Source organism: Vreelandella piezotolerans, from assembly GCF_012427705.1.
GTDB lineage: Bacteria > Pseudomonadota > Gammaproteobacteria > Pseudomonadales > Halomonadaceae > Vreelandella > Vreelandella piezotolerans.
In genome coordinates, this window is record NZ_CP048602.1 from 3,323,499 (window position 1) to 3,339,079 (window position 15,581).

13 protein-coding genes are annotated in these 15,581 nt (G+C 58.3%); 4 read left to right on the top strand and 9 right to left on the bottom strand.

Going from position 1 to position 15,581, the window contains the following annotated elements; genetic code table 11:
- Positions 1-2: 2 nt before the first annotated feature.
- Together GYM47_RS15225 and GYM47_RS15230 are read right to left on the bottom strand one after the other, a co-directional pair.
- Positions 3-1,109 carry a heparan-alpha-glucosaminide N-acetyltransferase domain-containing protein gene (locus GYM47_RS15225; RefSeq protein WP_153843071.1) on the bottom strand — a complete coding sequence of 369 codons (1,107 nt, stop codon included), beginning with the start codon at positions 1,107-1,109 and terminating at the stop codon, positions 3-5.
- A gap of 218 nt (positions 1,110-1,327) precedes the next feature.
- On the bottom strand, positions 1,328-1,624 hold the full coding sequence (locus GYM47_RS15230; protein WP_153843070.1) for a hypothetical protein: 297 nt from the start codon (positions 1,622-1,624) through the stop codon (positions 1,328-1,330).
- Between the two features lie 420 nt (positions 1,625-2,044).
- On the opposite strand from GYM47_RS15230, the gene GYM47_RS15235 reads away from it, so the two are divergent.
- Complete coding sequence (locus GYM47_RS15235) at positions 2,045-2,986, top strand: DHH family phosphoesterase (protein WP_153843069.1); 942 nt, start codon at positions 2,045-2,047, stop codon at positions 2,984-2,986.
- 94 nt (positions 2,987-3,080) lie between these two features.
- Here the strand turns inward: GYM47_RS15235 and GYM47_RS15240 are convergent, their stop codons facing one another.
- The 3 genes from GYM47_RS15240 to GYM47_RS15250 all read right to left on the bottom strand — a co-directional run bounded on the left by GYM47_RS15240 (position 3,081) and on the right by GYM47_RS15250 (position 6,019).
- Positions 3,081-4,376 (bottom strand): TRAP transporter large permease, encoded by a 1,296-nt coding sequence (locus tag GYM47_RS15240; protein WP_153843068.1) that lies wholly within the window; start codon positions 4,374-4,376, stop codon positions 3,081-3,083.
- Positions 4,373-4,915, bottom strand: coding sequence for a TRAP transporter small permease (locus GYM47_RS15245; protein WP_153843067.1), 543 nt, complete (start codon positions 4,913-4,915; stop codon positions 4,373-4,375). Before GYM47_RS15245 ends, GYM47_RS15240 begins: the two co-directional genes overlap by 4 nt.
- Before the next feature lie 123 nt (positions 4,916-5,038).
- On the bottom strand, positions 5,039-6,019 hold the full coding sequence (locus GYM47_RS15250) for a TRAP transporter substrate-binding protein (RefSeq protein ID WP_153843066.1): 981 nt from the start codon (positions 6,017-6,019) through the stop codon (positions 5,039-5,041).
- A 256-nt stretch (positions 6,020-6,275) separates the two neighbouring features.
- Between GYM47_RS15250 and GYM47_RS15255 the strand changes: the two genes are divergently transcribed.
- Positions 6,276-7,049 (top strand): SDR family NAD(P)-dependent oxidoreductase, encoded by a 774-nt coding sequence (locus GYM47_RS15255; RefSeq protein ID WP_153843065.1) that lies wholly within the window; start codon positions 6,276-6,278, stop codon positions 7,047-7,049.
- A gap of 16 nt (positions 7,050-7,065) precedes the next feature.
- Here the strand turns inward: GYM47_RS15255 and GYM47_RS15260 are convergent, their stop codons facing one another.
- The 4 genes from GYM47_RS15260 to speB form a co-directional block, all read right to left on the bottom strand.
- Positions 7,066-8,514 carry an aldehyde dehydrogenase family protein gene (locus GYM47_RS15260; protein WP_153843064.1) on the bottom strand — a complete coding sequence of 483 codons (1,449 nt, stop codon included), beginning with the start codon at positions 8,512-8,514 and terminating at the stop codon, positions 7,066-7,068.
- A 9-nt stretch (positions 8,515-8,523) separates the two neighbouring features.
- Positions 8,524-10,152: a 5-guanidino-2-oxopentanoate decarboxylase gene (locus tag GYM47_RS15265; RefSeq protein ID WP_196781562.1), complete on the bottom strand. Its 1,629-nt coding sequence runs from the start codon at positions 10,150-10,152 to the stop codon at positions 8,524-8,526.
- Between the two features lie 10 nt (positions 10,153-10,162).
- Positions 10,163-11,545: a YjiH family protein gene (locus GYM47_RS15270; RefSeq protein WP_139525761.1), complete on the bottom strand. Its 1,383-nt coding sequence runs from the start codon at positions 11,543-11,545 to the stop codon at positions 10,163-10,165.
- A 137-nt stretch (positions 11,546-11,682) separates the two neighbouring features.
- Positions 11,683-12,633, bottom strand: a complete 951-nt coding sequence (gene speB, locus GYM47_RS15275) for an agmatinase (protein ID WP_153843063.1) — start codon at positions 12,631-12,633, stop codon at positions 11,683-11,685.
- A 275-nt stretch (positions 12,634-12,908) separates the two neighbouring features.
- On the opposite strand from speB, the gene GYM47_RS15280 reads away from it, so the two are divergent.
- Positions 12,909-14,327 (top strand): sigma-54 interaction domain-containing protein, encoded by a 1,419-nt coding sequence (locus GYM47_RS15280; protein ID WP_153843062.1) that lies wholly within the window; start codon positions 12,909-12,911, stop codon positions 14,325-14,327.
- Between the two features lie 104 nt (positions 14,328-14,431).
- The gene (locus GYM47_RS15285; protein WP_153843061.1) at positions 14,432-15,562 is read left to right on the top strand and encodes an ABC transporter ATP-binding protein; all 1,131 of its coding nucleotides are present in this window, start codon (positions 14,432-14,434) and stop codon (positions 15,560-15,562) included.
- Positions 15,563-15,581: the final 19 nt, after the last annotated feature.

Sequence of the window (15,581 nt, forward strand, 5' to 3'; positions counted from 1 at the left end):
AATTATTTGTATCGGGCGATCCAGCGCGTTAGCCAAATCCACAGCGCGGCCCCAATAATCAACAGCCCACCGACGCCAAGCGCCTGTGGATAGGTGTACATGCCTTCTCCTTCCAGCAGAAAACGCAGCACCAGAAAAATCATTACAATGTGAAAAATGAACGCTTTGAGGGCATCGCTACCCACGACCGTCAGCGGTGTCAACACCCGAGATGCCGCCGACCCACCCGCTAGCGCCATGCCCAGAATCACCAGCGCACCACCCACGCTGTACAGCGTGAATTTTAGCCCAGGCGGGTGCTTGCCATCGTTATTCGCCACCGCCAACATCGCGGCAGACACATCGCCTTCGGCCAAGGCCAATCCATAGAACGCGGCGACCATGACAGCCCCCACGCCCACCAGCGCCAGCACCAGTCGTCGCCGCAGCGCCGTATCAAAATAGCAGCGCAGCAGGGCTTCACCGATCAGCAGGCCCGTCAAAATCAGCGGCGCGCGGCTGAGCTGCCCCCAGGTGTAGTGGTCTTCATGATCGACCAGCAACGCTTTCAAGGTATCGTTACCGCCAAAGCTTAACCCCTGCAGCCAGGCAGAAAGCGTGGTCAAGCCAATAATGAGCGTACACCGACTCCATAGCGGTGCGCGCGCCCATAGCGGCAGCACGAGCGGCACCCAGAGTAGCGCAATGGCGTAAAAGCCGAGAATCTCTACCCAAATCGCAAAGCGCTGGTAAAGCAGCGCATCGACAATATCGCCAGGCGCGTAATACGGCAGCATCTCGACGATGGTGAGCGCCTTGTACCAAAACCACACTTCTATCGCGCGCACCCACAGTTTTAGCCGCCGTCTTGGCCATGCATCCGTTTGGGTAGACGCTAAAAACGCCACGGCCAGCGCAATCCCAAACACTAAAATGAACAGAGAAGAAGAGAACTTGGTAAGAAAGTGGACGGGCACCATGCCCCAATCGGGCACGTTGCGTATGCCAATCAGCCCGCTCACCGTGTGGCTGAGAATCATCAGCCCAATCGCTACACCACGGGCGAGATCGATCGCATCTATACGCCCTTCCGCACGGGGAAGGTGCGGCACTTCTTGCCAGGTAAACACGTTAGCAACGTCCTTGTCGGGTGTTCATGTTAATGAAGCATTGCTTTTACCATAGCCTATCCGTCTAGTGAGATACGGCGCTTTATTAAACGTTGCCACTCTTCCAACACAATAATTTCAACACAATAATTCCAACACAACAGTGCCCCGCAATGGCGGGGCACTGTGCTGCTCATCCATGAGCGTGAGGTGAAGGACTTCCTTTCGCTAAGAGGAGGTTACTGGCCGGACGTGTCGTCCTTTTCCGTTTCCCACTGCTCCTGCTCTTCTTCCTCTTCTTCGTACGTAAATTCTTGCTCTTCCTCTTCGTACTCGGTGGTCACGTCATCCGTCGTGGCATCCTGCTCCTGACCGGTGTCGTAGGAGTTATAGGTGCCTTGCTCGTCCTGCATGGTCTCTTCTTGCGGTGTTGTAGGCTGCTCTTCGTGCTCTTCCATCGCAAACGCCAACGGGCTTGCTACCAGACCAAACGATACACCCAGAATACCCAGTTTCTTGAGAGCTTCCTTTTTCATGCTCGTGCCTCCTAATGGCAACTCTTTCGTTCAATTCAGCGTTCAATATTCACAACGTTGCATCTTCACGATCGATAAGAGCGGCGAGTCGTCCTAACTTTTCGCTCTTGCCCAGTCACTGCAGCCACCGTACCAGAGCATACCCAAAACCCATGTATCATATATTTTTCAGAAGCTTATTGAATAAATACGCAACTATATATCCGCTGATCCGCGACTTTTAATTAGCGAAAACTTGTTTATGTTTGACACATGGGACCCAGCGATTCATGCCATTCAGCACGCAGGCTAATTAAGCATCAGAGATAGCGGTCAAAGCAGAAGCGTTGGAGGGAGAGGTTGCAAGGCCAGAAAGGCTTATTTTAACCCAACATAACTGCTGGTATCTTTTGGTCACCGTTCATCGTATCGAGAAAACAAATGTCTACCCAACAAGCATCCACGTTTCGTTTAGTGACCCGCAGCGATTTTGATGGTTTGGTTTGCGGTGCCCTGCTCAAGCATTTGGGCCTCATCGACGACATTACCTTCGTGCATCCGAAGGACATGCAGGACGGCAACATCGAGATCGATGCCAACGACATCACCACCAACCTGCCCTACGTGCCTGGCTGCCACTTGGCTTTCGATCACCATTTGAGCGAAACGGTGCGTAACGTCGAGCGGGCCGACAACCACATCATCAACGCAGACGCCCCGTCTGCGGCCCGCGTGGTGTGGGAGTACTACGGCGGACATGAGGCCTTCCCCGCCCGCTGGGACGACATGATGGACGCCGTCGATAAAGGTGATTCTGCCCAGTTCAATAAAGACGAGATTCTCGATCCTCAGGGGTGGGTGCTGCTGAACTTCATCATGGATGCCCGCACGGGCCTGGGCCGCTTTCGCGATTTTCGTATTTCCAACTATCAGTTGATGATGAAGTTGATCGATTACTGTCGAGAGCACACCATCGATGAAATCCTCGCCCTCGACGATGTACACGAGCGCACTACGCTTTACCGTGAACACGAAACGTTAGCGAAAGAGCAGATCAAGCGCTGCGCTACCGTACATGGCAACGTGGTGGTGCTGGACCTACGCAACGAGGAGATCATCTACGCGACCAACCGCTTTGTCATCTACGCCATGTACCCCGACTGCAATATCTCGATTCACGTAATGTGGGGGCTCAAGCAGCAGAACACCGTGCTAGCGATTGGTAAATCGATCCTCAACCGCTCCAGCCGCACCAACGTAGGCGAGCTATGCCTAAGCTACGGCGGTGGCGGTCACCTGAACGCGGGCACCTGCCAAGTCGACAACGACCAGGCAGAGAAAGCGCTGGCGGAGATTGTCGAGAAGATTAGAGCGGATGGGTAAAGAAGCTACTTATCTACCTTCGTTCTTCTAATACCCACCTCGTCTTCGCCCCTCACGTCACTAGCGTCTAAGGGGCGAAGCAAACGACTCTTCTTCAATACCCCATGACATCGGGCAGCCAAGTGGCCAGCCCAGGTACGGCGATCAGCAGCAGAATGGTCGCCAGGATGGGCAGCAAGAAGGGCAGTATCGCGGTCACCACTTGGTCATAGCGTAAGCGTGTAATGCCCACCATCAAGAACAGCACCGTGCCAAACGGCGGGGTAATCACGCCTACCGACAGCGTAATCACCATGACGATACCGAAGTGTACGGGGTCTAGCCCGGCGCTCAACGCGGCGGGCACGACAATGGGGGTGAAAATTAGGATGCTTTCGATCACCGACATGAAGCAGCCGATCAGCAGGAAGAACAGCGCAAAGCAGAGCAGCAGCACGAACATGGGCATATCGATACTAGCCACTTGGCCCGCCAGCGCCTGGGGGATGCCCATACGCACGAGAATCCAGCCATAGAAGCTAGATACCGCGATAATCAGCAAGATCACCGCACTGAACATCAGGGTGCGACGGAAAGCATTGAAAAGGTCCCGCCAACTCAAATCGCGATAGATCAAGCCACCCAAAATCACCGCATAGAGCGAGGCAATCGCGCCTGCCTCTGTCGGTGTGAAAAAGCCGCCCCAGATGCCACCGACAATGATCGCCGGCATCATCAACGGCAGAATGGCACGTTTTCCCGTGCGGGCGACTTCACACGCATCGAAGGGAACCGGCTTCGGCATCACCACCTTGCCACTGGCCGATAGCAATAGCGTCATGCCCATGAGCAGCAGCGCCATCAATATGCCCGGCAGTAGCCCCGCCATGAACAGCCCACCGATACTCACATTGGCCAGCCAGCCATAGACCACGAGGGCGATGCTGGGCGGGAGGATGGGGCCGATCACACTGGAGGCCGCCGTGATGCCGGTCGAGTACCCCAGTGCGTAGCCACGCTCTTTCATGGCTTTGATTTCGATGCTGCCAAGCCCGGCAGCGTCGGCGACGGCAGTGCCCGACATAGTGGCAAAAATAGAGCTGGCGACCACGTTAGCGTGGCCCAGGCCGCCCTTGGTAAAGCCCACCAAGGCGGTGGCAAAGTCAAAAATGCGCGTCGTGGTGGAGCCGATATTCATGATATTGGCGGCCAAGATGAACAGCGGGATTGCTAAAAGCGTAAAGTTATTGAGGGTTTGTACCATCCGTAATGGCAGCAGCTCGACGGGCAACCCGCCGGTTCCCGTCACGACGAGGGCAACAAAGGACGTCACGCCGATGGCGACCACGACAGGTAAGCCCATCGCCATGAGCGCTAGCAGGCCACCGACAAAAATCAGTAATTCGGTCATGGCCGAGAGGCCTCCTCTTCACGGGCCGCGCCCAACCACACCACGGGACCACGCACGCATTGCCACAGGGCGATCAGCGCCATGCCCACAAAGCTGAAAAAGACACCGTAATAGAGGTAACTGAAACTGATGCTGAGCGAGACGGTTTTATTGTTGGCGCTCACGTCCGACATGATCCACGCACCCCAAGCGGCAAGCGCGAAAAAGCCAAACGAGATCAGCGCCGTGAGACGATATTGAACATGCCGACCCAGGCCGGAAAGCTTGTGACTAAACAGATCAACGGCTAGGTGCTCGCCGCGCACCCAAGCCGATAAAGACCCAAAACCAATGGCATAGATGGCTAGCATCGAAGCCACCTCTTCTGTCCAGGGCATTCCAACGCCGAGCAGGTCGCGGGCAATCACGGCCGCCACGATCAGCAGCAGAATAGCGGCCATGAGCGCAACGCCCACCCCGTCGCAGAGACGAGTCACACTCCTTAGCGTATAGAAAGCCACTCGATCCAACCCTTTGCTGGGCGCTACCGCGTCTTCCACCAGAAAGCTCCTTATCTGAACGTTTTTTGATCGCCTATGGAAACCCGTCGTTGATAGCGTATTGACCTGACGTCTAAAACAGCGACGACCCAAGGGGCCGTCGCGAGCGCTGTGCTACGTGTTTTACGGGTCTTGATGACCCAGCGCGTCTTCACGAACACCTTCGGCCATATCCGCCATGACGCGGTCAATGGCCGGTAACGCGGCTTCACGGAAAGGTGCAACGTCTGGCTCGATCACGGTCATGCCTTCCTCTTGAAGGGCTTCGAGATAGAACTCGTCGAGTTCGCGCTCTTGCTCTGAACCGTATTGACGGGCCACGTCGATTGCCTCTTCGATCAGCGCTTGGTCCTCGGCTTCGAGGCCATCCCACCAGCGCGAGCTGGCCACCCAGCTCCACGGGAACTGTACATGGCTGGTCATGATCAGGTAGTCCTGTACTTCCCAGAGACGGCGAGTGTAGGGGGAGGAGAGCGAGTTCTCATGACCATCGACCTGACCGGTCTGCATGGCAAGATAAATTTCGGGCGCGGGCACGTTGACGACCTGAGCACCGATCTCTTCCCACACTTCCAGCCATACTGGCAGCGACGGTAGGCGCAGGCGGAAGCCTTCCAGATCGTCCGGCGTGTGGATCTCTTTATTCGCCGTCATATGGCGGGGCCCGCGGTGCTGCAAACCAAAATACTTCAAGCCGCCCTGGCTTTCGGCTTGCTCCACCAGCGCTTGGCCGGACGGACTCTCCATGTAGGCATCCACTTCCTCCCAGGTGGTGAACACGAAAGGAACCGTAATGGCGTCATATTCAGGCGCATACTGCTGGCGCCAGTTACCGCCGGTGATGGAGAGCTGGGTTTGACCCAAGTTGAGCAGTTCCAGCACGGCGTTTTCGCCGCCTAGCGAACCGGCTAGGAAAGGCCGCACGTCAAAGCGGCCGGGCGCTTTCTCTTCCAAATACTCGGCGAAGCGCTCTACGGCGGCACTTTCGGAACCGCCCTCGCTCATGGTGTTATTGACTTGAATCTCAATGGGGTTGGCCAGCGCGAACGGGGCTGTCGTCAACATGCCTAAGGTCGCCAGCGTGGCAAGCAGGTGTTTCCGCATGGGAAGGCTCTCTATGGTTGTCATTATTGGGTGTGATGCTGGCTCGATCTTGAAACAAGCCGCCAAGGCGCTCAAATCGGCGTTCGAGAAGGCAGGCTTCGTCAATGACGATGGCTGCAATCGCCCAGAGAATGGCGCCTTTTCAGAGACGCGGCGAAAGAGTGCGACTAAAGATGGATACTCAAGCGCTCGGATTCGTCACCCAATGACGCTTTCCCGAGCAGTTCAATATCAAGTCACTGTGGGAGTATTCTCCATGCACGAAACCAAGCAGGTCGTGTTCATCACCGGTGCGACGTCCGGCATTGGGCTCGCGTGCGCTCACCTCTTTGCCCAGGCAGGCTGGGCACTCGTTTTGACAGGCCGACGCCAGGAACGTCTAGAGCAGCTACAGGCGACCTTTGAAAAACAAGTACCGACTCATACGGCGGCGCTGGACGTCAGCGACGCCAAAGCGGTGGCCAGCGTCGTGGCGGCCTTGCCCGAGCCTTTTCAGCGGGTGCGCACGCTGATCAACAATGCCGGGCTGGCGCTGGGCAAGGATCCGGCACCGCAAGCATCACTGGATGACTGGCACCGTATGATCGATACCAACATCAAAGGGCTGGTCAACGTCACCAAACACTTGCTGCCGCATCTGTGCGCTTCTCCCTCAGGGGCCACGATCATCAACCTGGGCTCCATTGCCGCCAATACGCCCTACCCGGGCGGCCATGTATACGGTGCCACCAAGGCTTTCGTGGAGCAGTTCAGCTATAACCTACGCTGTGACGTGGGCCCGCTGGGCATTCGCGTCACGGACCTGGCCCCCGGCATGACGGCCAGCGAGTTCACCCTGGTGCGCATGAAGGGCGACCAGAGCGTCGCCGACCGCTACTACGAAGGTGCGCAACCGCTCCAGCCGGAAGACGTGGCCACGCAGGCGCTGCATGTGGCCTCCCTGCCTGCCCACGTCAACATCACCCGCCTGGAAGTCATGCCCGTGTGTCAGCAGTGGTCAGCACCGACCATTTTGCGCAATCAGACGTGAGTGTTGGCTCGGCCCATTACGTCGCTGGGCCAACCACATGCTTCACCTCTAGGTAGGCACTCAGTCCCCAAGGCCCCAACTCGCGGCCAATGCCGCTACGCTTGAAGCCGCCCCAGGCGGTTTCGGGCAGTACGAGCTGCTCGCTGTTGTACCAAATACTGCCTGCCCTCAACTGGCGGCCAACGCGCTTGGCGCGTTCCGGATCACCACTGATCACCGTGGCGGCGAGGCCAAAGTCACTGGCATTGGCAAGCCGAATGGCTTCGGCATCGCTGGTCACGCTATGGCCGCAAAGCACGGGGCCGAAGATCTCTTCTTTCCACAAACGGCTCTCTACCGGCACATCGCGGTAAAGTGTGGGTGCTAGAAAATAGCCTTGCGCGGGTAGCGTGCGGTGCCGCCCATCGCGCACTACCGTGAGGCCTTCCTGCTCGGCAATATCCAGATAACGCTTTACCGCATCGCGCTGCTTGGCGCTGGTCAACGGCCCTAAGTCGGTACCTTCGGCAAGCGGGTCGCCCAGTGTCAGCGCATCCATCCGTTCGGCAAGCGCCGCATAAAGTGCTTCGGCAATGTCTTCGTGTACCAATAGACGCGACGTGGCTGAGCAGATCTGCCCAGCGTTGAAGTAGATACCGGCCATCACCCAGTCAGCGGCTTGGGCAGGGTCTGCGTCTTCCATCACTACAATGGGCGATTTACCGCCCAGCTCCAGCGATACGCTCGCGGTGCGGGTACTGGCAGCCTGCATGACGGCCTCGCCCACGCGGTTACTGCCGGTAAAGGAGATTTTATCCACGCCAGGGTGGTTCGTCAGCGGCGCACCGATGCCCTCACCGTCACCATTGAGCAGATTCAACACCCCTGCGGGCAAGCCGATTTCCAGCGCGATCTCCGCCAGCACCCGTTCAGGCAGTGGCGTCACTTCCGACGGTTTGAGCACGGCAGTACAGCCTGCAGCCAAGGCAGGCGCCAGCTTCCAGGCACTGGTCACTAGCGGGAAGTTCCAGGGTGCAATCAGCCCCACGACGCCGACAGGGTCGTGATACGTGCGTGCTTCAACGCCGTCCATATCGACATTGACCCGCACCCCTTGCCGGGCATCCAGCGCTTTGGCTTGCTTGGCGTAGTAGCGATAGCAGGCAATCGCATCGTCCAGATCAACACCTGCTTCCACCAGAGGCTTACCGTTATTGGTAGCCGACAGGGTGATCAATGCCTCTCGACGAGACGCTAGTGCATCAGCAAATCCATCGAGGTAGTTGGCACGTGCGGCCCCTCCCAACGCCTGCCATTCAGGTTGAGCCTGTTGAGCGGCGTTTACGGCAAGATCGACATCTGTCGCATCTCCCGCTGTGACCTGGGCAATACGCTCCTCGAGGTAAGGATTCATCACGTCGAGCAAACGGGTGCCCTTCGATGCAACCCACTGGTTGTTGATGAACTGCTGGTTGAGTGTCTGCATGGAAACGTCCTAGTCAGAAGGTGAGCACGAGCGCTGCCAGGCAGCGGCGTCGATCTCGATCAGTAGCGGCCCGCTGGGAGCACGGTTGGCGAGCGCCTCGGAAAGCTCGTCGGGGCTCTCTACCAGCATGCCCGGGCAGCCGAAGCCTTCGGCCAGAGTCAGGAAGTTGGGCGCTTGAATATCGACCCCCAAGCGCGCCACGCCGTTGGCATCCATATAGCGGCGGATCTCTTCGTAGCCCGCGTTATGCCATAGCACGACGACCACGGGCAGGCGGGCTTCCACGGCGGTGGCGAGTTCCGAGAGCGTAAACATCACTCCGCCGTCTCCCACCAGCGCCACGACGGGGAGATCAGGCCGGGCTAGCTGTGCTCCAAGTGCCGCAGGCAGCCCATAGCCCAGGGTGCCGTAGCCGGTAGAGGCATTGAAGTAGCGCCTGGGCGCAGGCTGGCTGACGAGGTGGTTGCCGGCATACACCGGGGCGGTGGAGTCACCCACGAGAATGGCGTCAGGCAAATGGTCGGCCAGCGTTGCGTAGAGCGGCACGAAATCGCTAAACGCGGGATCGTTGGCCAAATCCAATGTGTTTAGCGCAGCGGCCGTTCGCTCGACGCCCTGACGTTTCAGCGGCTCAGAAAAATGCTTGAGCAGAAGCTCCAAACTCCGCCCGGCATCGCCCACCAGGCCGAGCGTAGTACGCTGGTTGCGCACCAGTTGTTCGGGATCGATGTCGATACGAATCAGCGTGCCGTTGAGATGAAAGCCGTCGTCGAAAACGACGTCATAGTCAGTTTCGCCAAGCTCGGTACCTACGGCCAAAATCACATCGGCACTGGCAGCCAGCTCCCTCACAGCGGGCAGCGCGGCATTGGCTCCCAGGTCCAGCGGGTGATTACACCCCAGCAGCCCCTTGGCGTTGATAGTCGTCACCGTGGGGGCATCCAACTGCTCAACCAGCGCTCGCGCGGCGTCAGGCGCTGACACACAGCCACCGCCCAGCAGCACCAGAGGCTGCTTCGCCGCCTTGAGTAGCCGAGCCGCCTCGGCCACCCCCTCTGGGTCGGGGGCCGCGCGATACAGCGTTGGGGCTTGCCAACTAATCGGCACGCGTACGGGTGCAATGAACAGATCGATGGGGATTTCGATATGTACCGGGCCTGGGCGAGCACCACTGAACACGGCAAAGGCGCGGGCCAGTACTTCCGGCAGCGTGCTGGCATCCAGCAGCGTGTGGCTAAAACGCGCCACGCCGCTGATCAGTTGCTGCTGGCTGGGCAGTTCGTGCAGCCGCCCCTGCCCCAAGCCCAGGGTATCGCGTCGGTTAACGCTGGAGATCACCAGCATGGGGATGGAGTCCGCCAGGGCTTGGCCCATGGCGGTGGCTATATTGGTCATCCCCGGCCCGGTGATGATCAAGCACACCCCCGGCTGACCGCTGGCACGGGCATAGCCATCGGCCATGAAGCCAGCCCCCTGCTCGTGGCGCGGGGTGATGTGCTCTACCTCACTGCTTTCCAGGCCACGGTACAGCTCTACTGTGTGTACACCGGGAATGCCAAACAGCGCCCGCACGCCGTAGGTCTCGCGCAGCAGATGGATCAACAGATCGGCGCAGGTCATCGTCGTTGACTCGTTCATACATGACCTCTTAGAAGAAAAACGTATGGGCCATGAAGGCAATGATTGGCAGCGTAATGGCCGTACGCAGCAGAAACACCACGGCTAGCTCCCAGAACCTGATGGGAATCTTCGACTTGAGCAGCAGTGCACCAATTTCCGACATATACACCAGCTGCGTCATGGAAAGGCAGGCAATCACGAAGCGGGTCAACTCACTATCGATGTTGGTGGCCAGCACGGCAGGCAGGAACATGTCCGCGAATCCTACCAGCGTGGCAGGGGCGGCCGCCTGGGCTTCGGGAAGACGCAACAGTTCCAGCACCGGCACCATGGGGTAAGAGAGCCAGGTAAATAGCGGCGTGAACTCGGCCAAAATCAGCGCCACGGTGCCAATCGCAAACACCAATGGCAGCAGCGTCAGAAAGATATCGATGACGTTGAGCAGCGCCAACCGTGCTAGTTCTTTTGGCCCTGGTGCGCCCGCTGCGCGGCGGGTGGCCTGCAACAGGCTGTAGCGGAACAGGCCCACGTTTTCGGTGCGCTCCTCGCTTAACTGGCAGCCGACCGGCTCGTAGTAGTCATCGGATTTACGCGACAGCGGCGGAATCCGCGAGACAACCACCGCAGCAATTAAGCCCGACACCACGACGGTAAAGTAGAACGGCACGAACAGGTGATTGAGATTGACGAAATTGACTACTAACAGACTAAAAGCGATGGAAGCGACAGAGAAGTTCGTTGCAATCACCGAGGCTTCGCGGCCATTGTAGTAGCCCTGCTCGTACTGTTGGGCAGTAATTAGCACACCCACCGTTCCCGACCCCATCCAAGAGGCAGTCGCATCGATAGCGCTTCGCCCAGGTAAGTTGAAAATAATGCGAAACGGTTTGCGTACCATGGTGCCAATGAACTCCATGAAACCGAATTCGACCAGAAATGGCAGCAATACGGCAGCAAAGAAGAAAAAGGTCAACAACACAGGGGCTAAGTCATTGAGCATGACACCGCCGGTAAACGACGCAGTGACGAACTCAGGCCCAAACTGGAAAAAGGTCATGATGACAAAAACGGCGCCCAAGACCCGCATGGCTATCCAAATCGCGCCCACATTGAACATATCGTGGAAAGGCCCACTTTTCGCCCAGGCAGGTTGGGTGACTTTAACGTAGAGCGTCACGACGACTGACAGGCACAATACGAACAACGCGATAGCGGGTAAGGCGTCCTCCAGCAGAGATTGCAGCCCATCTGCCATGATCCCCATGCCAATATTGATCGAATCACCTATTTGGAAAGGCACCAAAAACAGCATTACCCCAATGATGGAAGGGATCAGAAACTTCAGTAAATCTCGGCTAGGGATGGGGGCCGTCGATGTCGGTTCTTCCGACTTCGCTTGAGAATGAGACATACGATTCACCTTTTGAGTGTGATTATTGGAGGTGGGCTGGCGGCGTCCGGAAGGGGAGCACCGCTCCCCTTCCTGTGTATTGTCATCCGCGCCTTGTCAGGTCGGCGCTTGGTGCAGGGCACTTTTGCAGGCAGCGCTTACGGGCGGCGTTGCGCTGCGGGCAGTACGCAGAGCATTTCATAAAGCAGCGTGGCGCCCATTAGCGCCGTGTTGCCGCTGGGGTCGTACGGCGGCGACACCTCGACCAGGTCCCCGCCCACGATGTTCAAGCCAGCGGCACCACGCACGATTTCCAGCCCTTGAGCAGAGGTCAGCCCGCCCATTTCCACCGTGCCGGTACCGGGGGCGACCGAAGGGTCCAGACCATCGATGTCGAAACTGATGTACACCGGGGTATCGCCCATTTGCTCACGCACTTCGGCCATCAGTGGGGCCAGCGAGCGGTACCAGCACTCCTCGGCGGGCACTACGCGGAAACCCTGTTCGCGGCACCAGTCGAAATCTTCCGGGGCATAGCCGGTTCCACGCAGGCCGATTTGCACGACCTTGTTATGAGCCAGCAGCCCTTCCTCTTGGGCGCGGCGGAACGGCGTGCCATGGGCAATCGGCTCACCGAACATATGCTCGTTCACATCCGCATGGGCATCGATATGAATCAAGCCCACCGGGCCATGCTTTTTGGCCATGGCGCGTAGAATCGGCAGCGTCAGCGTGTGCTCGCCCCCTAGCGTGAGAGGAATGCAGTCATGCTTCAGCACGTCGTCGTAGAAGGCGGTGATGATGTCGACGCTTTTCGGCAGATGAAAGGTGTTGATGGGCACGTCACCGATATCGGCGACCTGAAGACGCTCGAAGGGAGCTGCCCCCGTGGCCATGTTGAAGGGGCGCAACATGCGCGACTCATCGCGAATCTGGCGTGGCCCCAGGCGGGTACCGGGGCGGTTCGATGTACCGATATCCATGGGAATGCCGATAAACGCTGCATCCAGCCCTTCGGCACTCTCTTGTGTGGGCAGGCGCATCATGGTGGCAGGGCCTGCAAAGCGCGGCATGGTGTTGCCGCCCAGCGGCTGATTGAATTCCGACATCGTTCTCTCCTTGGATTTATTGTGGCCAGCCTGAAGGGCTCGGCGCTTCAGCGATTTATCCAGCTCATACCGCTCATGCATCATTGATGCACAGATCAGTGCACAGACCATGCCAAGTCACCTGCGCTGATAAGTAGGGAGGTTTACCGCCCCATCGATGCAAAAATGAATCGCAACGCTAATGAAACGATGCAAAAATGAATCAACGAGTCATATTTGCATTGTCCTGTTCATCCAACGATACAAAAGCGGGTGCGGTAGATAAGGAGGGACGCATGAGTGAAATCGACAGGCGCGTACTGCAAACCATCGTGGAAACCGCCAATGATCACTTCTTTATCGTCAGCGGCGACGGTCAGATTATGGATATCAGCCCCGGTGCCGAGGCGGTATACGGCGTATCACGGGAGGAGCTGCTTTCCAGCAGCGTTCAACAGCTCCAGGCCGCCGGTATTCTGAAACCGTCCATCACCATGGAAGTCATCCGCACTCGCCAGCCCGCTCAGCTAATGCAAATCACCGGCACGGGCCGCCGCGTCATTGCCGAAGCCTACCCGGTGTTCGTCAACGGCAAGCTGGAGCGCATTGTCAGCCGCTCACGGGATTTGACCGACCTTCAGCTGCTGCAGGACGAATACGCCTTGCTGCAAAAACGTTTTAGTGAGCACTTGAAACGCAGCCAGGCCGCCCCCGATGCCGAAGAGCAGGCGTTGGATGAGGCACTGGATAACCTACAAGTCAGAAGCCATGTGATGCGCGAAATTGCGCTACTGCTAAAGCGAGTCGCGCCATCGGATGCCAATGTACTGATGCTGGGGGAGTCTGGCGTGGGCAAGACGGCCTTTGCCAAGCAGCTCCACCGCTGGAGCGAGCGCCATCATGGCCCGTTCATCGAGGTCAACTGCGCAGCGATCCCGGAAAACCTGTTCGAGTCGGAGATGTTCGGCTACCAGCCCGGCGCCTTCAGCGGTGCCGCGCGGCAAGGCAAGGCCGGACTGCTGGAGCAGGCCGAAGGGGGCACGCTGTTTCTGGATGAAATTGGCGAGCTGCCGCTGCTGATGCAGACCAAACTGCTGAAAGTGATTCAGGATGGCAGCCTGACGCGCCTTGGGGATACGCGCTCCCGCCGGGTCGATTTTCGCTTGGTGGTCGCGACCAATCAGGATTTGGGCAAGCAGGTGGAAGCGGGGCGTTTCCGCCTCGACCTTTACTACCGCCTCAACGTCATCCCGGTCACCCTGCCACCGCTGCGCGACCGACGTGAGGATATTCCCGACTTGGTGGAAGCATGCTTACAACGGCTGAACCAGCGCTATGGGCGGCAGAAAATTCTCGGTAATCACGTATGGTCGACCCTCATGGGCAGCGACTGGCCGGGTAATGTCAGGGAGCTGGAAAACTGGCTGGAGAGAGCCTGGCTTTCAAGCCCCACCGATCAAATTGAAGTGCCTGCAACGCAGGCCTATACCGAACAGCATACCCACCGCTTGGCGAATGTATCTGCTTCACCTATCGCGGCACCGCTCGCCTCAGGCGAAAGCTTGAAAGAGTACCTAGAGCGGTTAGAGCGGGACGCGCTACGAACGTTGTGTCACACGCTGCCCAGCACCTACGCCATCGCCAAGCGGCTGGGTATCAGCCAATCCAGCGTCGTACGCCGGTTGCAGCGTTACGGCATTAACATCTCTCGTTGATGCTTAGCCCCATACGTCACACCCCTGCCACACGAGCGTCATTCAACCGCAACACCTCCATCACATGATTGACCGATAAGCCCACGGCCAATCTTGGAGGTGCTATGTCACAACAGCCGCAAATACGCCTTCAAAGCGTTTCCAAGCACTGGGGCGCGACCACGGCAGTCAACGACATTTCCTTCGACATTCAGCCTGGGCAGTTCGTCATCCTGCTGGGGCCGTCAGGCTGTGGAAAATCCACCACGCTGCGCATGATCGCAGGTTTGGAAGAAGCCAGCAGCGGGGAGATTCATATTGGTGAGCGCGATGTGACAAGCCTGCCACCTGGCGACCGTGGGCTGAGCATGGTGTTTCAGTCCTATGCGCTATTTCCGCATTTGAGCGTGGCCGACAACATCGTCTTTGGCCTGCGCAGCCGGAAGGTAGCGAAGGCAGAACGGCAGCAGCGCCTGGCCCAGGTGGCCGAGCTGGTGGACCTGACGGATTACCTGCACCGCAAACCGGCCCAGCTTTCCGGCGGCCAGCGTCAGCGGGTGGCGCTGGCGCGAGCGATTATCTCAGAGCACCCCATCTGTTTGATGGATGAGCCGCTGTCCAACCTCGATGCGCGGCTGCGCAGCGATATGCGCAGGGAGATCAAAGCCCTGCAATCACGACTCGATATGACGGTGGTTTACGTCACTCACGATCAGGTGGAGGCCATGAGCATGGGAGACCGTGTGATCTTGATGCAACAAGGACATATCGTGCAGGACGGCACACCCGACGAACTTTATAACCAGCCCGCCAGCGCTTTTGCTGCCAGCTTTATTGGCAGCCCGGCCATGAACCTTTTGCCTCTAGTGCAAGGTGACCAGGGGGCCGTTATCGAGGGCGAACCCTCGACCCCAGTGGCTCCCATGGAGGCCGCCGGGGGGCAGCTGGGCGTGCGCCCTGAAGATATCGAACTGCGCCCAGCATCCGAGGCAGGCATTCCGGCCCAGGTACTCAGTGATGAGTACTTAGGTGCCGACACGATTGCCCATGTCGCCGTCGGCAATCACACCGTGCGCGCTCGCCTTAGCGGTAAGCAAGCGCTCTCGGGTAAGCCCTGCAAACTCTACTGGACGCCAGATAGCGCCCATTTGTTTGATCAACAGGGTCTGCGTCAGCAAGCGTTAGCGCCTCTTGCCTTACCCGCTTCGCATCGAAGCGTACCGCGCCCGCCCGCCGTGGGCTCTTTCCAACACTGACCGCTCTCATCCTGACAAC